Here is an 18,398-nt window from a genome sequence, read left to right on the forward strand (position 1 = left end):
GAAGGATTCCTCCCTGAATGGGCATCTATATTCTTCGCAGGCTCGCCCTGATTGTTCCCACGCTGGTGGGAATTATGCTGTTGAACTTCGTCATCGTTCAGGCCGCACCCGGAGGGCCGATTGAACAGATCCTGGCCCAGATGGAGGGCCACGGTGGCAGCGCTCTGGCCCGCGCCGGTGGTGGCGATACCGGCAGCGAAGTTGCCACCAGTTCCGGCGATAGTCGAGCGTCCAGAGGCCTGCCGCCGGAACTGCTGCAGGATCTGGAAGCCATGTATGGCTTCGATCAACCGGCTCACGAACGCTTCCTGAAGATGCTTGGCGACTACGCAACATTCGACTTCGGTAATTCGTTTTTTCGTGACCGGAGTGTGATCGAACTGATCCTCGAAAAGATGCCGGTATCCATATCACTTGGGCTCTGGTCTACCCTCATCATTTACCTGGTATCTATTCCCCTGGGCATCAAAAAAGCGGTGGCTGACGGCTCCCGTTTCGATGTCTGGTCCAGTTCCGCTATCGTAGTCGGCTATGCCATACCGGGTTTCCTGTTTGCCATTTTGCTGATCGTTCTGTTTGCCGGTGGCAGCTATCTCGACTGGTTCCCGCTGCGGGGGCTGACATCGCCGGACTTTGACCAGATGACCTGGTACCAGAAGATCGGAGACTATTTCTGGCATCTTGCCCTTCCGGTGACCGCCAATGTGATTGGCGGCTTTGCAACGCTGACTCTACTGACCAAAAACTCGTTTCTGGATGAAATCAGCAAGCAGTATGTGGTCACCGCCAGGGCCAAGGGGCTTGAAGAGAAACAGGTGTTGTACGGCCATGTGTTCCGCAACGCCATGCTGATTGTCATTGCCAGCATGCCCGGGGTTCTGGTGTCACTGTTCTTTACCGGCTCACTGCTGATTGAGGTTATCTTCTCCCTGGACGGCCTTGGACTGCTTGGCTTTGAAGCAGCGCTGAACCGTGATTACCCGGTTATCTTTGGTACTCTTTACATACTCACCCTGATGGGACTGATCATGAAGCTGATCAGCGACCTGACTTACGTACTGGTAGACCCTCGTATTGATTTCGAAAGCCGGGAGGGTGCCTGAATGAGGCGCACACTCTCCCCTATCCAGCGTCGCAGACTGGCCAATTTCCGTGCGAACCGCAGGGGCGTCTGGAGCCTTTGGTTGTTTCTTGCGCTTTTCGGATTATCCCTGGTAGCCGAACTGATCGCCAATGACAAACCGCTGCTGGTCTCTTACCAGGGCGATCTTTACGTTCCGGTTTTCCAGAGCATACCCGAAGAAACCTTCGGCGGCTTTCTACCCACCGAGGCAGACTACCGCGACCCGTTCATTGCCAGCGAAATCCAGGCTAATGGCTGGATGCTCTGGCCACCGATCCGTTTCAGCTACAACACCATCAACTACGAGCTGGATGTGCCCTCACCTGCGCCCCCAAGCGCAGAAAACTGGCTGGGAACGGATGACCAGGGGCGGGATGTTGCAGCCCGCGTGCTTTACGGGTTCCGGATTTCGGTACTGTTTGGCCTTACACTCACCATTGCCAGCTCTATTGTCGGAGTGGCTGTGGGAGCACTGCAGGGCTACTATGGCGGCAAGGTAGACTTGCTCGGCCAGCGCTTTATCGAAATATGGTCCGGCTTACCGATGCTCTATCTTCTGATCATCCTATCTGCCATTGTGCAGCCGAACTTCTGGTGGTTGCTGGGTATTATGCTGCTGTTCAGCTGGATGGGGCTGGTAGATGTCGTTCGGGCGGAGTTCCTCAGGGCGCGGAATTTCGAGTACGTAAAGGCGGCAAGAGCGCTGGGGCTGGATAACCGAAAAATCATGTTCCGGCACATACTGCCGAACGCTATGGTTGCCACCCTGACTTTCCTGCCCTTCATTTTAACGGGTGCCATTACCGGCCTGACTTCGCTGGACTTTCTCGGATTTGGCCTGCCAGCCGGATCGCCGTCACTGGGCGAGCTGATCGCACAGGGCAAGGCCAATCTTCATGCCCCCTGGCTGGGCCTGTCAGCCTTCGCCTCCCTGGCCATCATGCTGACATTGCTGGTTTTTGTAGGCGAAGCCGTGCGCGATGCCTTTGACCCGAGAAAAAACTGATATGAGCGAATTGCTGACCATCTCGGATCTTTCCATTTGCTTCGACGACGGCTCTCTGGTCGTCGACCGTTTGTCCCTGTCTATTGCATCGGGCCAGACCCTGGCTCTGGTGGGTGAGAGTGGCTCCGGAAAATCCGTTTCGGCGCTGTCCATCCTTAGGTTGCTGGATGAACGCCACGCCCGCTACCCCGCCGGATCCATCCTTTACCGGGGAGAAGACCTGCTGCACGCCCCGGAAAAGCGCCTTCGGCAAATTCGTGGCCGCCACATCAGCATGATCTTTCAAGAGCCCATGACCTCACTCAATCCGCTGCATACAGTGGAAAAACAGATCAGCGAAGTCCTGTCGCTCCACAAAGGGTTGCGTGGGGCTCAGGCAAGGGCGCGATGTATCGAACTGCTGGAACTGGTTGGCATTCATGACCCGGAAACGCGACTGACGAGCTACCCTCACCAGCTGTCGGGAGGCCAGAAGCAGCGGGTTATGATCGCCATGGCACTGGCCAATGAGCCAGAGCTCCTGATTGCAGACGAACCCACCACCGCGCTGGATGTCACCGTCCAGAAACAGGTGCTGGAGTTGCTCCAGACTCTGCAAAAGAAACTGGGTATGGCGGTTCTGCTGATTACCCATGATTTGAGCATTGTCCAGCGTTATGCAGACCATGTGGTGGTGATGAAAAAGGGAAAACTGGTGGAGCAGGGACCCGCGGAATCACTGCTTGCGGCACCCTCTGAAGCCTATACCCGAACATTGCTGGAGGCGGAGCCGCCTCCCCGCCCCATGCCAGCCGTGTCTGATGGCCGAACGCTGCTGGAAGCCGACCGGCTTAACGTCGATTTCCCGACCCGGAAATCACTGTTCGGCAAAGTGCTGGAGAGCTTCACAGCCGTCGAACACGTCAGCTTTGAACTGAAGGCCGGTGAAACTCTCGGGATTGTCGGTGAAAGTGGCAGCGGAAAAACCACCCTCGGCCACGCCTTGCTGAAACTGACCGCCAGCACCGGAGCGTTTCGCTTTGAAGGCGCAGATCTGTCGCCACTGAGCCAGAAAGCATTCCGCCCCTGGCGCCGGCGAATCCAGATTGTCTTCCAGGATCCTTTCGGCAGCCTCAGCCCGCGGATGTCGATTGCCGAAATTATTGGTGAGGGCCTGGGCGTTCACGAGCCGGAAAACGCCTGCGATCACGAGCAACGGGTGATTCAGGCATTAAACGATGTAGGGCTGGATCCGAACGCAAGACACCGATATCCCCACGAGTTTTCCGGTGGCCAGCGGCAACGGATTGCGATTGCGAGAGCACTGGTTCTGCAGCCCGACCTGATCATCCTCGACGAGCCCACATCGGCGCTGGATCGCACTGTCCAGAAGCAGGTAATCGAGTTGTTGCAGCAACTACAGGCCCGTTATGGGCTAAGCTACATTTTTATCAGCCACGACCTTGCCGTGGTTCGGGCGCTCAGTCACAAGCTGCTGGTGCTTCGCCAGGGGCAGATGATCGAATATGGCGATGCCGACACTGTGTTCAGCAACCCCCGTCAGCCATACACCCGGGAGTTGCTGAACGCCGCGTTCTTCTATCAGTCTACGACCAATTGAGCGTTACCCGGGCAACGCAAGTCGGGGATAATACACGAAAACCAAGGAACACAGGGAGCACATACCCATGGGAATTCTCAGTGGCAAAAAGGCACTGATTGTTGGTGTTGCCAGCAAGCATTCCATCGCCTACGGCATCGCCGAGGCTTTCGCCCGTGAAGGCGCAGAAATGGCCTTCACTTACCAGAATGAAAAGCTGCAATCCCGCGTGGAAAAGTTTGCAGAGCAATGGGGCAGCAAGCTGACATTTCCCTGCGACGTTGCCAGCGATGAGCAGATCGAGCAGGTGTTCGAAGACCTGGGCAAGCACTGGGACAACATTGACATCATCATTCATGCCGTTGGCTTCGCTCCGGCCCATGAACTGGATGGCAACTACGTCGACATCACCACCCGGGATGGTTTCAAGATCGCCCACGACATCAGCTCATACAGCTTTGTAGCCCTCGCCAAGGGTGCCCGCAAGATGATGCACGAGGGCAGCAGTCTGCTAACCCTGAGTTATCTGGGCGCCGAGAAGGTTTTGCAAAACTACAACGTAATGGGCCTGGCCAAGGCATCTCTGGAAGCCAACGTGCGCTATATGGCGGCCAGCCTTGGCAAAGAGGGCATCCGGGTGAACGGCATCTCCGCTGGCCCCATCAAGACACTGGCCGCTTCGGGAATCAAGAGTTTCCGCAGAATGCTGGCCGAAAATGCCAGGCGTGCGCCGTTGCGCCGTAACGTTACCACTGAGGAAGTCGGTAATGCAGCCGCCTTCATGTCTTCTGATCTCGCCTCTGGCATCACAGGCGAAATCCTGTATGTCGACGGCGGCTTCAACATTACAGGCATGGGCGAACTCGAAGACTGATTCGCCGCAGCCGTTCTGCTGGTCAGGGTGCCGCAAGCGCCCTGGCCACAGCATCCATCCAGTCTGGATAATCCGTTTCATCCGATTCCAGCAAATGCACTCCCACAAGATAGCTGTAGTCCGCAGAGCGGCACCAGACCACCTCAACGATTAACCGGAACACCCGCTCACCCTCTCCCAGGCAAACCTGCGCCGCAAGAATCGAACCCGGCGTGGATGCATGTTCGGTCACAAAACTGAACCCGCCTGCTGAAATGTCCCGCACCTGACACTCAAAGCTGCCTGAGGGGCCGTTGCTCCGCATGGTTTCGCCTTCCGGTTCGTCGCATTCGAACTCAATCCAGGCTCTTGCCCGGGCTGTCAGCCGATAATCCTTCCGCAAATCCCTTCCCTGTGGCAGCTGCTCGTCCGATCCGAAATCATAGTCGTCGTTGATCATAGCGCTCCTCAATTGCGGCCTACCCGAATCCGGCCGACGACGCGGCTTAATGTGTCGTCAAACTCGGCAGAACTTCCCAAAACCCGAATTCTACCCTCAACGATGCCTTCGATCAGCTGGTCTTCCAGAAACTCCTGCCGGTTAAGCCCCAGGCGGTCGACAAAAACATACTTTCGGGAAGCCGATATCTTCACGGCTAGCTTCAGACGAACCGGATTGGCTTCTGGGTCAGTACTGCTAACAAGGATCCAGCCGCCCAACCCCATACAATCGATCTGGCGACCAGCCGCAAGTTCGGCCTCGGCCCGCAACCGCGCCTGCTCCGCCCGCTCGTCTTCAAGACGTTGGCGTTCTGCCTCCCGACGCTGTTGCTCCAGCGCTTCCTGCCGGGCCAGCTCTTCTTCGCGCCGGCGCTGCTCCGCCTGCTCTCGCTGTCGCCTCAAGGCATCGGCGCGGGCCTGGGCCTTCAGGGCTGCCTGTTGGCGCTGCTCCATCTGCTGAGTGCAAACACGGTTCAATACCTCCAGGGTGTCTGTCAGCACCTGGCCAAAAGCGGTGGCTTTGGGAAGGGGCCCGATACCGCCCGAGGCCAGAGCTTCCAGAAACTCATGCCAGGGTTGCATACCGAGCTTGACGCCCGCGCCATTGGTCCAGAGCACTTCTCCGGTATCTTCCAGCAGGCTGAAAAAGAACCGGCGCTGCTCACGAACCCCCTCACCCTCCACAAACCAATGCCCGACATGAGGTGCTGCAAGTTCCGCCGTAACCCCAGCGAGATTCAGCCAACTGCCATCCCAGCTGAATCCACTGCCAGCTGGCAATGCCGGGGCGAGATCCTGTACGCCGCCGCGGATACGGGCGACGATCTCCAGCTGCACCTCGTTCAGCGATCTTTCCGGAACCTCATCACCGAGAACCCGCGACCAGATTTCGCGGGCCCGGTCACCCAACTGTTCGCCAACCTGATAAAGCTTGTTTCGGTCCCGATCCGACAGCTGGGGATCCCCAATCCATACCAGCCATTCCAGCAACTTATTGGCATGCCTGAACAGTTCGCTCTCCATGCCGTCTGCCCAGACGCTCTGCTTCAGCACCCGGTACCAGTCTTCAAGGATAAAACGGGAGATCGCCGGTGGCAGCTGTCGGCCGGTCAGGGCTCTGCCGATAAGCGCTCGCGCCACCTGATCGGCATATCGTTGTCGGGCTGCCCCCTGCTCAGTCTCGAGCAGGCGCTCTCGCAAACGCTCGACCTGGGCATTGCGCCGGGCAAGCTCATCCAGCCACTGCCGGCAATACTCATCGACCGGACGACGGGACTCAGACTCGAAACTGCCGGATACCGCGATCACAAGACTATCAAGCTGATCCAGCAGAGCGCGGGACGAACGCCCACCGGTTTCACTCCAGCCCCGCCACTCCTGTAAGCTGTCGAGCCAGCCCAGAAGCTCTCCGGTGAAGACCTCCGCACCGGCCGAGGCCAGTTGCCAGGCCAGCCAGAAACGGAGCCGGGCAATACGGCTTACAAGGGTGGGATGCAGGCCCGAGGTCTTGAGGTAAACGTCCATGATCCGATCGGACAGATAGGCCGCATTCACCTGGCGGATGGTCCATTCCACCTCCACCGATTGCAAGACCCGGGTAACCCGTTCATCGCGCTGTTCGGTCCAGCAGGAAAGCAGCAATGGGCGCCAGTCCGGCGTGCTCACGGGCGCCTGTTTTCCAGCCGGATACGGCAATTCCGGAACACGGATATCCGACAGAATACTGGCGATACTTTTTGCAACCGCCTTCTCTGAAGAAGTTCCGGCACGGGGCTTCGGCGTTGAGAGCGACATCCTTTACCTGTAGTCCTTGTCCATTGAGAATGCGTTGAAAAGGGCCCTTAAATAAAGCAGTATAACGAACTCGCCGGATTTTATCGCAAAGGGATTCCGGCGCCATTCGCAATTCTGATCATCCGGCAATCAGCTAACCAGGTTCCCGGATGAAGCAACGAAAGACTCGGGGAAACACAACAAGATGTCTGGCAAAATACTGGAAAACCTGAACGTGGCCAGTCAGGAACCGCTGATCACTCCAGAAGCACTCAAACAAGAGTTACCGCTGTCGGATCAGGCGGCGGAAACGGTGGCCAGCGGCCGGCAAGCGATTTACGACATCATGGATGGCAAGGATCACCGCCTGTTTATCGTCGTCGGCCCCTGCTCTATCCACGATGTGAAAGCCGCCAGGGAATACGCCAGTCGCCTGAAGAAACTGTCTGATGAAGTCAGTGACACCTTGTTGCTGGTAATGCGCGTTTATTTCGAGAAACCCCGCACAACCGTTGGCTGGAAAGGGCTGATCAACGACCCACACCTTAACGATACTTTCGACATTGAACAAGGCCTGCACATTGGTCGCAGGCTTCTGCTCGACATTAACGAACTGGGCCTGCCAGTTGCTACCGAAGCCCTGGATCCGATTTCACCACAGTACCTGCAAGACACCATTGCCTGGTCTGCCATCGGCGCCCGTACTACAGAGTCCCAGACCCATCGCGAGATGAGCAGTGGCTTGTCGATGGCCATCGGTTTCAAGAACGGCACGGATGGCAGTCTGGACGTTGCCGTTAACGCCATGAAGTCGGTGTCACACTCCCACAATTTCCTGGGAATTGACCAGAAAGGCCAGGTGGCTATTATCCGTACCAAGGGCAACAACTACGGGCACGTGGTTCTGCGCGGTGGTGGCGGCAAGCCGAACTACGACTCCGTGAGCGTGGCGTTGTGTGAGCAGGCCATGGAAAAGGCCAGCCTGAGAAAATCCATTATGGTGGATTGCAGCCATGCCAACTCCAGCAAGGACCCCGCTATCCAGCCCCTGGTCATGCAGGACGTTACCCACCAGATCGTAGAGGGCAACACGTCTATCCAGAGCCTGATGGTAGAGAGTCACCTGGAATGGGGTAATCAGTCTATTCCGGAAAACCTGGACGACCTCAAGTACGGTGTCTCCATCACCGATGCCTGTATTGACTGGGATACCACCGAAAAGGCCATTCGCGACATGCGCGAGAAGCTCAAGAACGTGCTGCCCGGGCGCACTGCCTGAATGGTAAAGAATGAAACCGCCGGGCCTCAGCGCCCGGCGCCTATCCAGTCCAGCCGATCACGCAAAGACACCACCTGACCGATAATAACCAGTGTTGGTGCCTGGGCACCCTGCTGGTTCACCCGTTCGACGATATTTTGCAATGTGCCGGTAATTACCTCCTGCTCCGGTGTCGTACCCCGAGACACCAGCGCGACGGGCATGTCATCACTCATACCGTTGGCGATCAGTTCCCGACAAATAATCGGCAGCCCTACCAGCCCCATATAAAACACCAGAGTCTGGTTGTTCTGGACAAAATCCTTCCAAGGCAGATCGCAGGTATCGTTTTTGAGATGACCGGTGATAAAGCGTACCGACTGGGCATAATCCCGGTGGGTCAAGGGAATCCCAGCATAAGCTGCACAGCCCGACGCTGCTGTAATGCCCGGAACCACCTGAAAACGAACACCGGCACCGGCCAGCGTCTCAATCTCCTCACCGCCGCGCCCGAAAATAAAAGGGTCTCCCCCTTTGAGGCGAACGACACGGCGCCCCTGACGTGCCAGGTCTACCAGTCGCTGATTGATCTGATCCTGTGGCAAGGTGTGATTCGAGCGTTGTTTGCCAACGTGAATTTTTTCTGCCGTGTCCGGAATAAGTGCCATGATCTCTGCAGACACCAGCCGGTCGTAAAGTACCACTTCGGCTGAACGAATCAATCGCCAGGCCTTCAGCGTCAGCAGCTCAGGGTCTCCCGGGCCTGCGCCAACGAGCGCCACCTCACCCGCGGAGTTATTGGGATTATCGGTTACCGGGTTTACCCGGTAACGGGTAGGTGCCGCTCCTACGGGCACGCCCCGACCGGGCTCCTCCGTGCGCCCATCGCTCATTGGATACGCTCAATGCCGCCCATATAAGGCCGCAACGCTTCGGGTACTTCGATGCTTCCGTCTTCGAGCTGGTAGTTTTCCATCACGGCAATCATGGCCCGCCCAACAGCCAGGCCGGAGCCATTAAGGGTATGCACTGGCTCGGGCTTGCCGGTTTCCGGGTTGCGCCAGCGCGCCTGCATGCGCCGGGCCTGGAAATCCCGCGTGTTCGAACAGGAAGAGATTTCACGGTAGTTACCCTGACCCGGCAGCCAGACCTCAAGATCGTAGGTTTTGGCAGCAGAGAACCCGATGTCCCCGCCGCACAGCGTTACGACACGGTACGGAAGGTTCAGCAGCTGCAGGATTTTCTCGGCGTGGCCAGTAAGCTCTTCCAGTGCCTGCTCGGACTCGTTGGGGCGAACAATATGAACCAGTTCCACCTTGTCAAACTGGTGCTGTCTGATCATACCGCGCACATCCCGGCCGTAGGAGCCGGCTTCACTGCGGAAGCAGGGCGTATGGCAGACCAGACGCAACGGAAGTTCGGCGTCATCAAGAATGGTATCGGCTACCAGGTTGGTCGCTGGAACCTCTGCAGTGGGAATCAGGTACAGCGGGTTTTCTCCTGCAGTACGGAACAGATCCTCCTCGAACTTTGGTAGCTGGCCGGTGCCGAACAGGGTGTTGGCGTTTACCAGATAAGGCACGTAAGCTTCGGTATAGCCATGCTTGAGGGTATGCTGGTCCAGCATGAACTGGGCCAGTGCACGGTGCAGACGGGCCAGCTGACCACGCATGACAGCGAACCGGGAGTGCGCCAGGTGTGTTGCTTTCTCAAAATCCAGCCCCTTGATCGCCTCGCCCAGAGTCACGTGGTCTCTGGGCTCGAAATCAAACGTCTTCGGTTTGCCCCAGACCCGGGTTTCGACGTTGTCGTCTTCACTTTCGCCCGGGGGTACATCGTCGTCCGGCAGATTCGGAATACCGGCAAAAAAGGCATTCAGCGATTCCTGGACGGACCGCAATTCATCCTCGGCCTCGCCACGCTGACGCTTCAGGTCATCCACTTCCTGCAACAGTGGCGCAATGTCGTCCCCGGCAGCCTTGGCTTTACCAATAGATTTCGAACGTTTGTTCTGCTCGCTCTGCAAGGTTTCTGTACGAACCTGAATGGCACGCCGGCGTTCTTCCAGTTGCTCGAAGGTGGCGATATCAAACTCGAAATTCTTGATAGCCAGTCGACGGGCGATCTCTTCAGTCTGGGTACGGACACGTTTCGGATCGAGCATGTTGTTCCTGATTTGCAATTAACGAATGAATAGATTTGCGGGCATTATACCGCGCCAGAAAACCCTCGCCACCAACGGAAGGGAAACCATGACCTCAATACCGTTTTTTCGGGCTTTCGGCATCCTGGATTTCAAGCCGCTGTCGCTTTTCGGCCAGTTTGATCTCCAGGCCACGGGAAACAGGCTGGTAATACCGGCGCGCGTAAATCGCCTCGGGAAGATAAGACTCACCGGCTGCATAAGCCCCGGGCTCATCGTGAGCATAACGGTAGTCGTCTCCATGCCCCATACTTTTGAGCAGCTTGGTGGGCGCATTGCGCAGATGCACCGGCACCTCGTAGTCCGGGTCGTTGCGCACATCGGCCATGCACTGGTTGAACGCCTTGTAAACGGCGTTGCTTTTCGGCGCAAGGGCCAGATAAGTAACCGCCTGCGCCAGCGCCAGCTCGCCTTCCGGCGTGCCTAGCCGCTCCTGTGCATCCCAGGCCTGCAGGCTAAGCTGCAGGGCCCTCGGGTCTGCATTACCGATATCCTCACTGGCGATCCGAACCAACCGGCGGGCGATGTAGAGCGGATCGCAGCCACCGTCCAGCATGCGGCACAACCAATAGAGAGATCCGTCGGCACTGGAGCCACGAACCGATTTGTGCAAGGCCGATATCTGATCATAAAAAACGTCACCGCCTTTATCAAAACGCCGGAGACTGGTTTGCAGAACCTGCTCCAGGGTTTGTGCCGTTACCCTGCCCACACCCTCTGCTTCCGGTTCCGCGAGATCACCGGATACTTCCAGAATGTTCAGTGCACGGCGGGCGTCTCCGCCGGATGCTTCGGCCATGGTATCCAGCACGTCCGGGTCAACAGCCAGCGCTCCGTTCAGCCCCTGCTCCGAACACAGCGCACGTTCCAGTAACTGCCGGATATCCGCAGTTTCCAGGTTCTTGAGTACATACACCCGAGTGCGTGACAGCAAGGCGCTGTTCAGCTCAAAAGAGGGGTTTTCCGTTGTCGCGCCGACAAAAATGAACGTGCCATCCTCGATGTGAGGCAGAAACGCGTCTTGCTGGCTCTTATTGAAGCGGTGAACCTCATCCACAAATAGTAGTGTGCCCTGCCCGCCGGTGACCTTGCGATTGCGGGCGCGCTCAACCACTTCACGAATGTCTCTGACACCGCTGAGCACCGCTGAGAGTGTTTCGAAGGCCAGGTCGCCCACATTGGCAAGCAAGCGGGCAAATGTGGTCTTGCCGACCCCCGGAGGCCCCCAGAGTATCATGGAGTGGAGCTGCCCCTGCTCGACCGCCCGGCGTAGCGGCTTGCCCGGGCCAACCAGATGGGCCTGCCCCACGTAGTCCGCCAGTGTTCCCGGGCGCATCCGCGCCGCCAGCGGTTGTACACCACTGTCTGGCTGGAACAGACTGTCCTGCATCAGGCGCCGTCCCGAATGACGTCGACGCCCTTCGGGTAGTCCAGGCGAAACGCACTGCGGTCGATGTTCTCATTCAGCCGGATGTCATCAAAGCTCAGAATGCTCATCTGGGACAGCGAATCATGCATGCGCATTTCCTGCAGTTCACCGTTGCTCAGGCTCAAACGCAGAGAGGTAAACAGCGAGTCCGCACCCCGAGGAATCAGCGTGTACTCCAGTACCTGATCGCCCAGATCACGGACACTGACTTCATAGGTTTCTGCCAGGTTATCCACCTCACCACTGAGCAACAGTGCGGGAGTGGTCTGGATGCGATCATCCAGCGAGTGGATGGTGACCTGTTCAAGGTCGGGATCGTAGACCTCCACCTGCTCCCCGTCGCTGACTATGAACTGGGAAAGGGGCGCGCCGGTTTCCCAGTAAAATAACCCCGGGCGTTTTGCCTTCAGGAAACCCCGGGACTCCTGCACACGGCTGCCGTTTTCATTCACGACGATCTGGATAAAGCTGGCCTGGTAGGTCTCATAGCTCCCCAGCACCTTCGCTAGCCGGGCTGCCGCATCCTGCGAGGCGGATCGATCGTCTGCCTGGGCAACACCTGCAATGATTACTGAGAATGCCAGGACAATACCTGATATATACCTGATCATTAATAATACTCCTAATCTCTTGGTGGCGGAGGTGCAAGAACTTCCCTGGCCCCGTTGTGGCCAGCCGGGCTAACCACTCCCGAGGTTTCCATGGCATCTACCAGGTTGGCTGCGCGGTTGTAACCAATCTTGAACTTCCGCTGCACGGAAGAAATGGATACCCGGCGATTTTCGGTCACAAACGCAACCGCTTCATCGAACAGTGCGTCTCCTTCGTCGCCACCACCGCCTTCACTGAGCGTAGGTACGCCCGGCAGGTGCTCACCCTCGGCTCCGTTGAGCACATCATCCACGTACTCGGGCTCACCCCGCGCTTTCCAGGCACTCACCACCCGGTGTACCTCGTCATCATCCACAAAAGCGCCGTGAACGCGTACCGGCAAACCGGAGCCCGGTGGCAGATAGAGCATATCGCCGTGCCCGAGCAGCTGTTCCGCGCCGCCCTGATCCAGTACCGTTCGGGAGTCGATTTTCGAAGACACCTGGAACGAGATACGGGTCGGGATATTGGCCTTGATCAGACCGGTGATCACGTCCACCGACGGGCGCTGGGTGGCCAGAATAAGGTGGATGCCTGCCGCCCTTGCCTTCTGGGCGATCCGGGCAATCAGTTCTTCCACTTTTTTGCCAACAATCATCATCATGTCAGCAAATTCATCAATCACGACAACGATGAATGGCAGAGTGTCCAGTTCGGGGCGTTCCTGCTCGTCATTTGCCAAATGGTCGTCAGGCTTCCAGAGAGGATCCAGCAAAGGTTCGCCCTCTGCCCGGGCATCCTTCACCTTCTTGTTGTAACCAGCAACATTTCGGACACCGAGGCTCGCCATCAGACGGTAGCGTCGCTCCATTTCCGCGACGCACCAGCGCAAGGCATTGGCGGCTTCTTTCATGTCGGTGACAACGGGAGCCAGCAGGTGGGGAATACCATCGTAGATGCTCAGCTCAAGCATCTTCGGGTCTACCATAATGAATCGGACTTCATCAGGCGTTGCCTTAAGCAACATGCTCAACAGCATGGCGTTCACGCCTACAGACTTACCCGATCCTGTTGTGCCCGCCACCAGCAAATGGGGCATCTTGGCCAGATTCGCCACCATCGGGTTGCCGCCGATATCATTGCCCAGGGCCAGTGTCAGCGGCGAGGAAGAATCAGAAAACACCCGCGCCCCGAGCACCTCGCTCAGGCGAACGATTTCCCGTTTTTCGTTGGGAATCTCGATACCAACCACAGACTTGCCCGGGATCACCTCAACAACACGGACACTCAGAACCGCGAGCGATCTCGCAAGATCCTTCGCCAGATTCGAGATCTTACTAACTTTAACGCCAGGCGCCGGTTTAATCTCGAAACGGGTAATCACCGGCCCCGGATTTACCTCGACCACTTCAACCGACACCCCGAAATCACTCAGTTTTTCTTCCAGCAGGCGCGACATATGCTCCAGCGCCTCCTCGGAATATCCGGTTTCTTTATGCTCCTCGGGCGGATCCAGCAATGTAATCGCCGGAACAGGGCTCTCGATGTCCTCTAGCAGAGAGCCCTGCCGCTGTTTTTTCTGCTTGCCGACTGAAGCATCCTGATCGTCTTTTTTGAAGGGAGAGATTTTCAGGGAACGGGCCGCCTCTTTTGCTTTCGCCAGAGGGGCCGGTTCCGGACGGGCAGCAACACCGGCGCCGGGTTCTTCTGCGGACTCCTGCGAATCACGGGAACTGAAGCTTTCAAGACGCTCAGGCTCATGCTCTACCGCCGCCAGACCTTCAATCTCCGGCTCAAGCCTTTCTCGGATTTGCTGTTCCGAAGCTGGTTTCGGGCGCCGGGTAAACAGCCGCTTCCACCAGGCGACACCCCCGGAGGCCTTCTGCTCGTTGGGCTTTTTTTCCTCCCTGGCTTTTACAGGTGGCTCTGACTCCGGCTCCTGGTAGGCCAGGGCCGCAGGTTGCGGCTTCACGGGCTGGTCAGAGCCAGAAGCCTTGTTCCGGCCGCGCTGGAAAACCAGTGTTTTTACCGACTCGATGCACTTGATAGTGAACCCGCCCAGGTGATCCATCAACCTGAACCAGGAGAGCCCGGTCGTAACGGTCAGCGCAAAGAGAAAGATTGCAATCAGTAGCAACGTCGTGGCAGGGAGGTTAAAAAACCGGATCATGGACTCGGATACGGCAGTGCCGAGTACACCGCCAGAGGATGCGCCCAGCCCGAATACAGAATAGAGCGACAGCAGGCTTGTGGCCGACAGCAAGATCAGGACAAATCCGCCAAAACGAACCATGAATAATGGCCAGTGCATGTCGAGGGGCTGATTGCGAAGCCGGATGAGCATAAACGCGTAACCGGCTATCATTGCAGGAAAAAGCCAGGCCACATGGCCAAAAAAATCCATCAACAGACTGGCCAGCCAGGCACCGGTTCGGCCCGCGTGATTCTGCACATGGACGTCATGTCCGATACTGGCCCATCCGGGGTCCCCCGGGTGGAACGTCACCAGGGCCATACTCAGATAGATACAGAGAACGATGAGCCCGATAACAGCACCCTCTCTGGCCCCCTGGCTCACCAGACGACGAAAGCGCTGCTGCTTCTCGGTCAGTTCTGTTGGTACTGCTTTCTTCGCTTTAGCGGATTCCGCCATGAATACTCAAACCGTCAGGATGTTTGCGCGCGTAACGCCTGAAAGCCTCTGGCAAGATCTGCTTTCAGGTCGTCGATGGCTTCAATTCCAACGGACAAGCGAATCAGGTTTTCAGTGATACCTGCCCGCGCTTTGTCCTCTGGCGGCAAACGGCCATGGGTGGTGGTTGCAGGGTGAGTAATGGTTGTCTTTACATCACCCAGATTGGCCGTGATCGAGATCATCCGGGTAGCATCAATCAATGCCCAGGCTTGCTCCCGGCCGCCACGCAAGGCAAACGACAAAACACCACCAAAGCCACTTTGCTGCTTTTTTGCCAGCGCATGCTGAGGATGGCTTTCAAGCCCGGAGTAATATACCCGCTCGACGGCCTCCTGCTGCTCCAGCCAACGGGCCAACTCTAACGCATTGTCGCAGTGGGCGCGCATACGAATCGGTAAGGTTTCCAGCCCCTTCTGGAAGACCCAGGCATTGAACGGACTCAGGGTGGGCCCGGCAGACCGGATAAAGCCGTAGATTTCGTCCAGGTAGCTGGCTGGCCCCACTACAACACCGCCGACACACCGGCCCTGGCCATCGAGATATTTGGTGGCGCTATGAATAACGATATCCGCACCGAACTCCAGAGGCCGCTGCAGCACCGGGGTGCAGAAACAGTTGTCGACCACCAGCAAAGCCTCAGTTTCCCTGGCAAGATCTGACAGCGTTTCAAGATCTGCCACCTCACACAACGGGTTGGACGGTGTTTCCAAAAACAGCATTCGGGTGTTCGCATTTGTCGCGGCACGCCAGGCTGCCATATCGGTCAGATCCACAAAAGATGTTGTCACACCAAAACGCGCCATGTATTTCTGAAATAGCACGTTGGTGGTGCCAAATACGCCCCGGGAGCAGACGACATGATCTCCTGACTGCAGCAAAGCCATACACGTACTGAGAATCGCCGCCATCCCGGACGCCGTCGCCACGGCCTTTTCACCACCTTCCATAGCGGCAATGCGAGCCTCAAACGCCTGCACGGTCGGGTTGGTAAAGCGGGAATAGATATTGCCCGGCTCTTCACCTCCGAACCGGGCAGCCGCCTGAGCAGCACTGCCGTAGACAAAGCTGGAGGTTGGGAAAATTGCATCGCTGTGCTCAAGCTGTCCGGTGCGAATCTGCCCTGCCCTCACCGCGAGTGTGTCGACAGACATACCGTCCAGGTCAGACTCCGGTATCCATACATGCTCATCCCGACCGTGCGTCATATCTGTCTCCAGTAGGTGTGTTTGATCAGTCTTCGTCGTTGTGCAAATCGATAATGCCGTTATCCTGACCATCGGGCGTACCGGCAGAGGCCCGCATTTCGTCCTTTCTCTGCCCTTCCAGCCTGGCCAGGTAGGCGTCATCAATATCACCGGTTACATAATCGCCGGTAAACACCGAACATTCCCAGCCATCGATGTCCTCATTCACCTCGCTGACACAGGTAATCAGATCATCCAGATCCTGGTATACCAGCCAGTCGGCGCCAATCAGATCCCGCACTTCGTCCACCGTACGGTCGTGGGCAATCAGCTCGCTTGCCGATGGCATATCAATACCATACACGTTCGGATAACGCACAGGGGGCGCAGCCGAAGCAAAATAGACCTTGCGGGCTCCGGCATCCCGAGCCATTTCAACAATCTCTTTGCACGTTGTCCCGCGCACGATGGAATCATCCACCAGCAACACGTTCTTGCCCCGGAATTCCAGGTCGATCGGGTTAAGCTTCTGACGCACGGACTTTTTGCGCATTTTTTGGCCAGGCATAATAAAGGTACGGCCAATGTAGCGATTCTTGATAAAGCCTTCCCGGTACTTCACGCCAAGATGGTTGGCCATTTCCATAGCCGAGGTACGGCTGGTATCCGGGATCGGCATGACCACATCGATGTCGTGATCCGGGCGTTCCCGGCGCACTTTATCCGCCAGCACCTCGCCCATTTTCAGGCGCGCCTTGTACACAGAGACGCGGTCAATGATCGAATCGGGGCGGGCAAAGTAAACGTGTTCGAAAATACAGGGATACAGCTTGGGCGACTCAGCACACTGTTCTGTATAGAGGGTGCCGTCGGTCTCAATGTAAACCGCTTCTCCCGGTGCGATATCACGAACCACCTCGAAACCGGCAGCATTCAGCGCCACTGTCTCGGAAGCAATCATGTACTCCTTCTGGCCATTTTCGGCTTCGCGAACGCCATAACAGGCAGGGCGAATGCCGTTAGGATCGCGGAATCCGACAATACCGTAGCCGGTGACCATGGCAATAACCGCATAGGCTCCGCGGCAACGCTTGTGTACGGCCCGAACGGCGGCGAAAATCTCCGCTTTGGTGGGGTTGAGCTTGCCAAGCTTCTGTAACTCGTGGGCAAATACGTTCAGCAACACCTCGGAATCCGAGTTGGTGTTGATATGGCGGAGGTCGGTGCGGAACAGGTCGCTGCTCAGTTCGTCGGCATTGGTCAGATTACCGTTATGGGCCAGCGTAATACCATAGGGACTGTTGACATAGAACGGCTGCGCCTCGGCCGAGCTGGAACTGCCAGCTGTGGGATACCGGACATGGCCGATACCCACATTGCCCACCAGCCTGCGCATGTGGCGCGTGTGAAAGACATCACGCACAAGCCCGTTGTCTTTGCGCAGAAAAAACCGATCGTCCTGAAAGGTAACAATACCCGCTGCATCCTGGCCACGATGTTGTAGAACGGTCAGCGCATCATAAAGAAGCTGATTGACGTTTGAAGTACTGACGATACCGACAATGCCACACATGGCTGGACAACTCTCCGAGTGTTAAAACTGAATGTTAGCGGGATGCAGGCGCAGGTGCTACGCCTTATGTCTTTTCAGGTGCATCAGGCATTACCTGCGCATCTGCTTCAGGGCCCAGGAAACGGGCAAACTCATCGCCGAGCACCCGGCGTGACCAATCTTCGACCACGGCCAGACGCTCGATCATTACCGAGCTTCGCCACCAGGTATCCTGGGCCAGGGGTGTGTACCGGGTAAACGCGATCGCCACAATCACGACAACCACGCCTCTGAGCAAACCAAAACCCATGCCCAGGACCCTGTCCGTAGCCGATAGCCCGGTGACCCGCACCAGATGACCGATCATGTTATTGATGATGGCACCGACAATCAGCGTGCCGAAAAACAAAATCGCGAAGGCCGCAATCAGCCTCACCAAGGGTGTCTCAACGGTAGACTCAAGCAGGGACTGCATCTGCGGGTGAAAGGTACGCGCAAGGATAAAGGCGCCGACCCAGGTAACCAGCGATAAGGCCTCGCGCACAAAACCCCGCTTAAGACTGATAAGCGTGGACACGGCAATCAGGGCTATGATGACCCAGTCTATCCAGATCAGCGCTTCCATGGAAAACCCGGTGGAGAAAACGAAAG

14 protein-coding genes and 2 pseudogenes are annotated in these 18,398 nt (G+C 57.1%); 5 read left to right on the forward strand and 11 right to left on the reverse strand.

Going from position 1 to position 18,398, the window contains the following annotated elements; genetic code table 11:
- Nucleotides 1-17 precede the first annotated feature (17 nt).
- From C7H09_RS17215 to C7H09_RS17230, 4 genes are all read left to right on the forward strand, one after another.
- Entirely contained in the window at nt 18-1,103 is a 1,086-nt protein-coding gene (locus C7H09_RS17215) for a microcin C ABC transporter permease YejB (protein ID WP_106765020.1), read from the forward strand.
- Entirely contained in the window at nt 1,104-2,129 is a 1,026-nt protein-coding gene (locus C7H09_RS17220; RefSeq protein WP_106765022.1) for an ABC transporter permease, read from the forward strand.
- Between the two features lies 1 nt (nt 2,130).
- A complete protein-coding gene (locus C7H09_RS17225; RefSeq protein WP_106765025.1) occupies nt 2,131-3,729 on the forward strand; it encodes an ABC transporter ATP-binding protein in 1,599 nt (532 codons plus the stop codon).
- Between the two features lie 67 nt (nt 3,730-3,796).
- On the forward strand, nt 3,797-4,582 hold the full coding sequence (locus tag C7H09_RS17230) for an enoyl-ACP reductase FabI (RefSeq protein ID WP_106765027.1): 786 nt from the start codon (nt 3,797-3,799) through the stop codon (nt 4,580-4,582).
- 22 nt (nt 4,583-4,604) lie between these two features.
- Here C7H09_RS17230 and C7H09_RS17235 read toward each other — a convergent pair whose 3' ends face one another.
- Together C7H09_RS17235 and C7H09_RS17240 are read right to left on the reverse strand one after the other, a co-directional pair.
- Entirely contained in the window at nt 4,605-5,021 is a 417-nt protein-coding gene (locus C7H09_RS17235; RefSeq protein ID WP_106765029.1) for a PilZ domain-containing protein, read from the reverse strand.
- Nucleotides 5,022-5,029: 8 nt separating this feature from the next.
- Nucleotides 5,030-6,856 carry a DUF1631 family protein gene (locus C7H09_RS17240; RefSeq protein ID WP_106765031.1) on the reverse strand — a complete coding sequence of 609 codons (1,827 nt, stop codon included), beginning with the start codon at nt 6,854-6,856 and terminating at the stop codon, nt 5,030-5,032.
- A gap of 184 nt (nt 6,857-7,040) precedes the next feature.
- Between C7H09_RS17240 and C7H09_RS17245 the strand changes: the two genes are divergently transcribed.
- Nucleotides 7,041-8,114, forward strand: coding sequence for a 3-deoxy-7-phosphoheptulonate synthase (locus C7H09_RS17245; RefSeq protein ID WP_106765033.1), 1,074 nt, complete (start codon nt 7,041-7,043; stop codon nt 8,112-8,114).
- Between the two features lie 26 nt (nt 8,115-8,140).
- Here C7H09_RS17245 and cobA read toward each other — a convergent pair whose 3' ends face one another.
- From cobA to C7H09_RS17285, 9 genes and pseudogenes are all read right to left on the reverse strand, one after another.
- The gene (gene cobA / locus C7H09_RS17250; RefSeq protein ID WP_240616639.1) at nt 8,141-8,950 is read right to left on the reverse strand and encodes a uroporphyrinogen-III C-methyltransferase; all 810 of its coding nucleotides are present in this window, start codon (nt 8,948-8,950) and stop codon (nt 8,141-8,143) included.
- Nucleotides 8,951-8,982: 32 nt separating this feature from the next.
- A complete protein-coding gene (gene serS / locus C7H09_RS17255; protein ID WP_106765037.1) occupies nt 8,983-10,257 on the reverse strand; it encodes a serine--tRNA ligase in 1,275 nt (424 codons plus the stop codon).
- Between the two features lie 94 nt (nt 10,258-10,351).
- Nucleotides 10,352-11,686: a replication-associated recombination protein A gene (locus C7H09_RS17260; RefSeq protein ID WP_106765039.1), complete on the reverse strand. Its 1,335-nt coding sequence runs from the start codon at nt 11,684-11,686 to the stop codon at nt 10,352-10,354.
- Entirely contained in the window at nt 11,686-12,336 is a 651-nt protein-coding gene (gene lolA / locus C7H09_RS17265) for an outer membrane lipoprotein periplasmic chaperone LolA (RefSeq protein WP_106765042.1), read from the reverse strand. Before lolA ends, C7H09_RS17260 begins: the two co-directional genes overlap by 1 nt.
- A gap of 11 nt (nt 12,337-12,347) precedes the next feature.
- Nucleotides 12,348-13,841, reverse strand: a pseudogene (locus C7H09_RS20570) (DNA translocase FtsK); the annotation flags it as partial.
- Between the two features lie 515 nt (nt 13,842-14,356).
- Nucleotides 14,357-14,969, reverse strand: a pseudogene (locus tag C7H09_RS20575) (DNA translocase FtsK 4TM domain-containing protein); the annotation flags it as partial.
- 14 nt (nt 14,970-14,983) lie between these two features.
- On the reverse strand, nt 14,984-16,216 hold the full coding sequence (locus tag C7H09_RS17275; RefSeq protein WP_106765048.1) for an O-succinylhomoserine sulfhydrylase: 1,233 nt from the start codon (nt 16,214-16,216) through the stop codon (nt 14,984-14,986).
- A 25-nt stretch (nt 16,217-16,241) separates the two neighbouring features.
- Nucleotides 16,242-17,768, reverse strand: coding sequence for an amidophosphoribosyltransferase (purF, locus tag C7H09_RS17280; RefSeq protein WP_106765050.1), 1,527 nt, complete (start codon nt 17,766-17,768; stop codon nt 16,242-16,244).
- Between the two features lie 64 nt (nt 17,769-17,832).
- Nucleotides 17,833-18,372: a CvpA family protein gene (locus C7H09_RS17285; protein ID WP_106765052.1), complete on the reverse strand. Its 540-nt coding sequence runs from the start codon at nt 18,370-18,372 to the stop codon at nt 17,833-17,835.
- Nucleotides 18,373-18,398: the final 26 nt, after the last annotated feature.

This window comes from Marinobacter fuscus, from assembly GCF_003007675.1.
Lineage (GTDB): Bacteria > Pseudomonadota > Gammaproteobacteria > Pseudomonadales > Oleiphilaceae > Marinobacter > Marinobacter fuscus.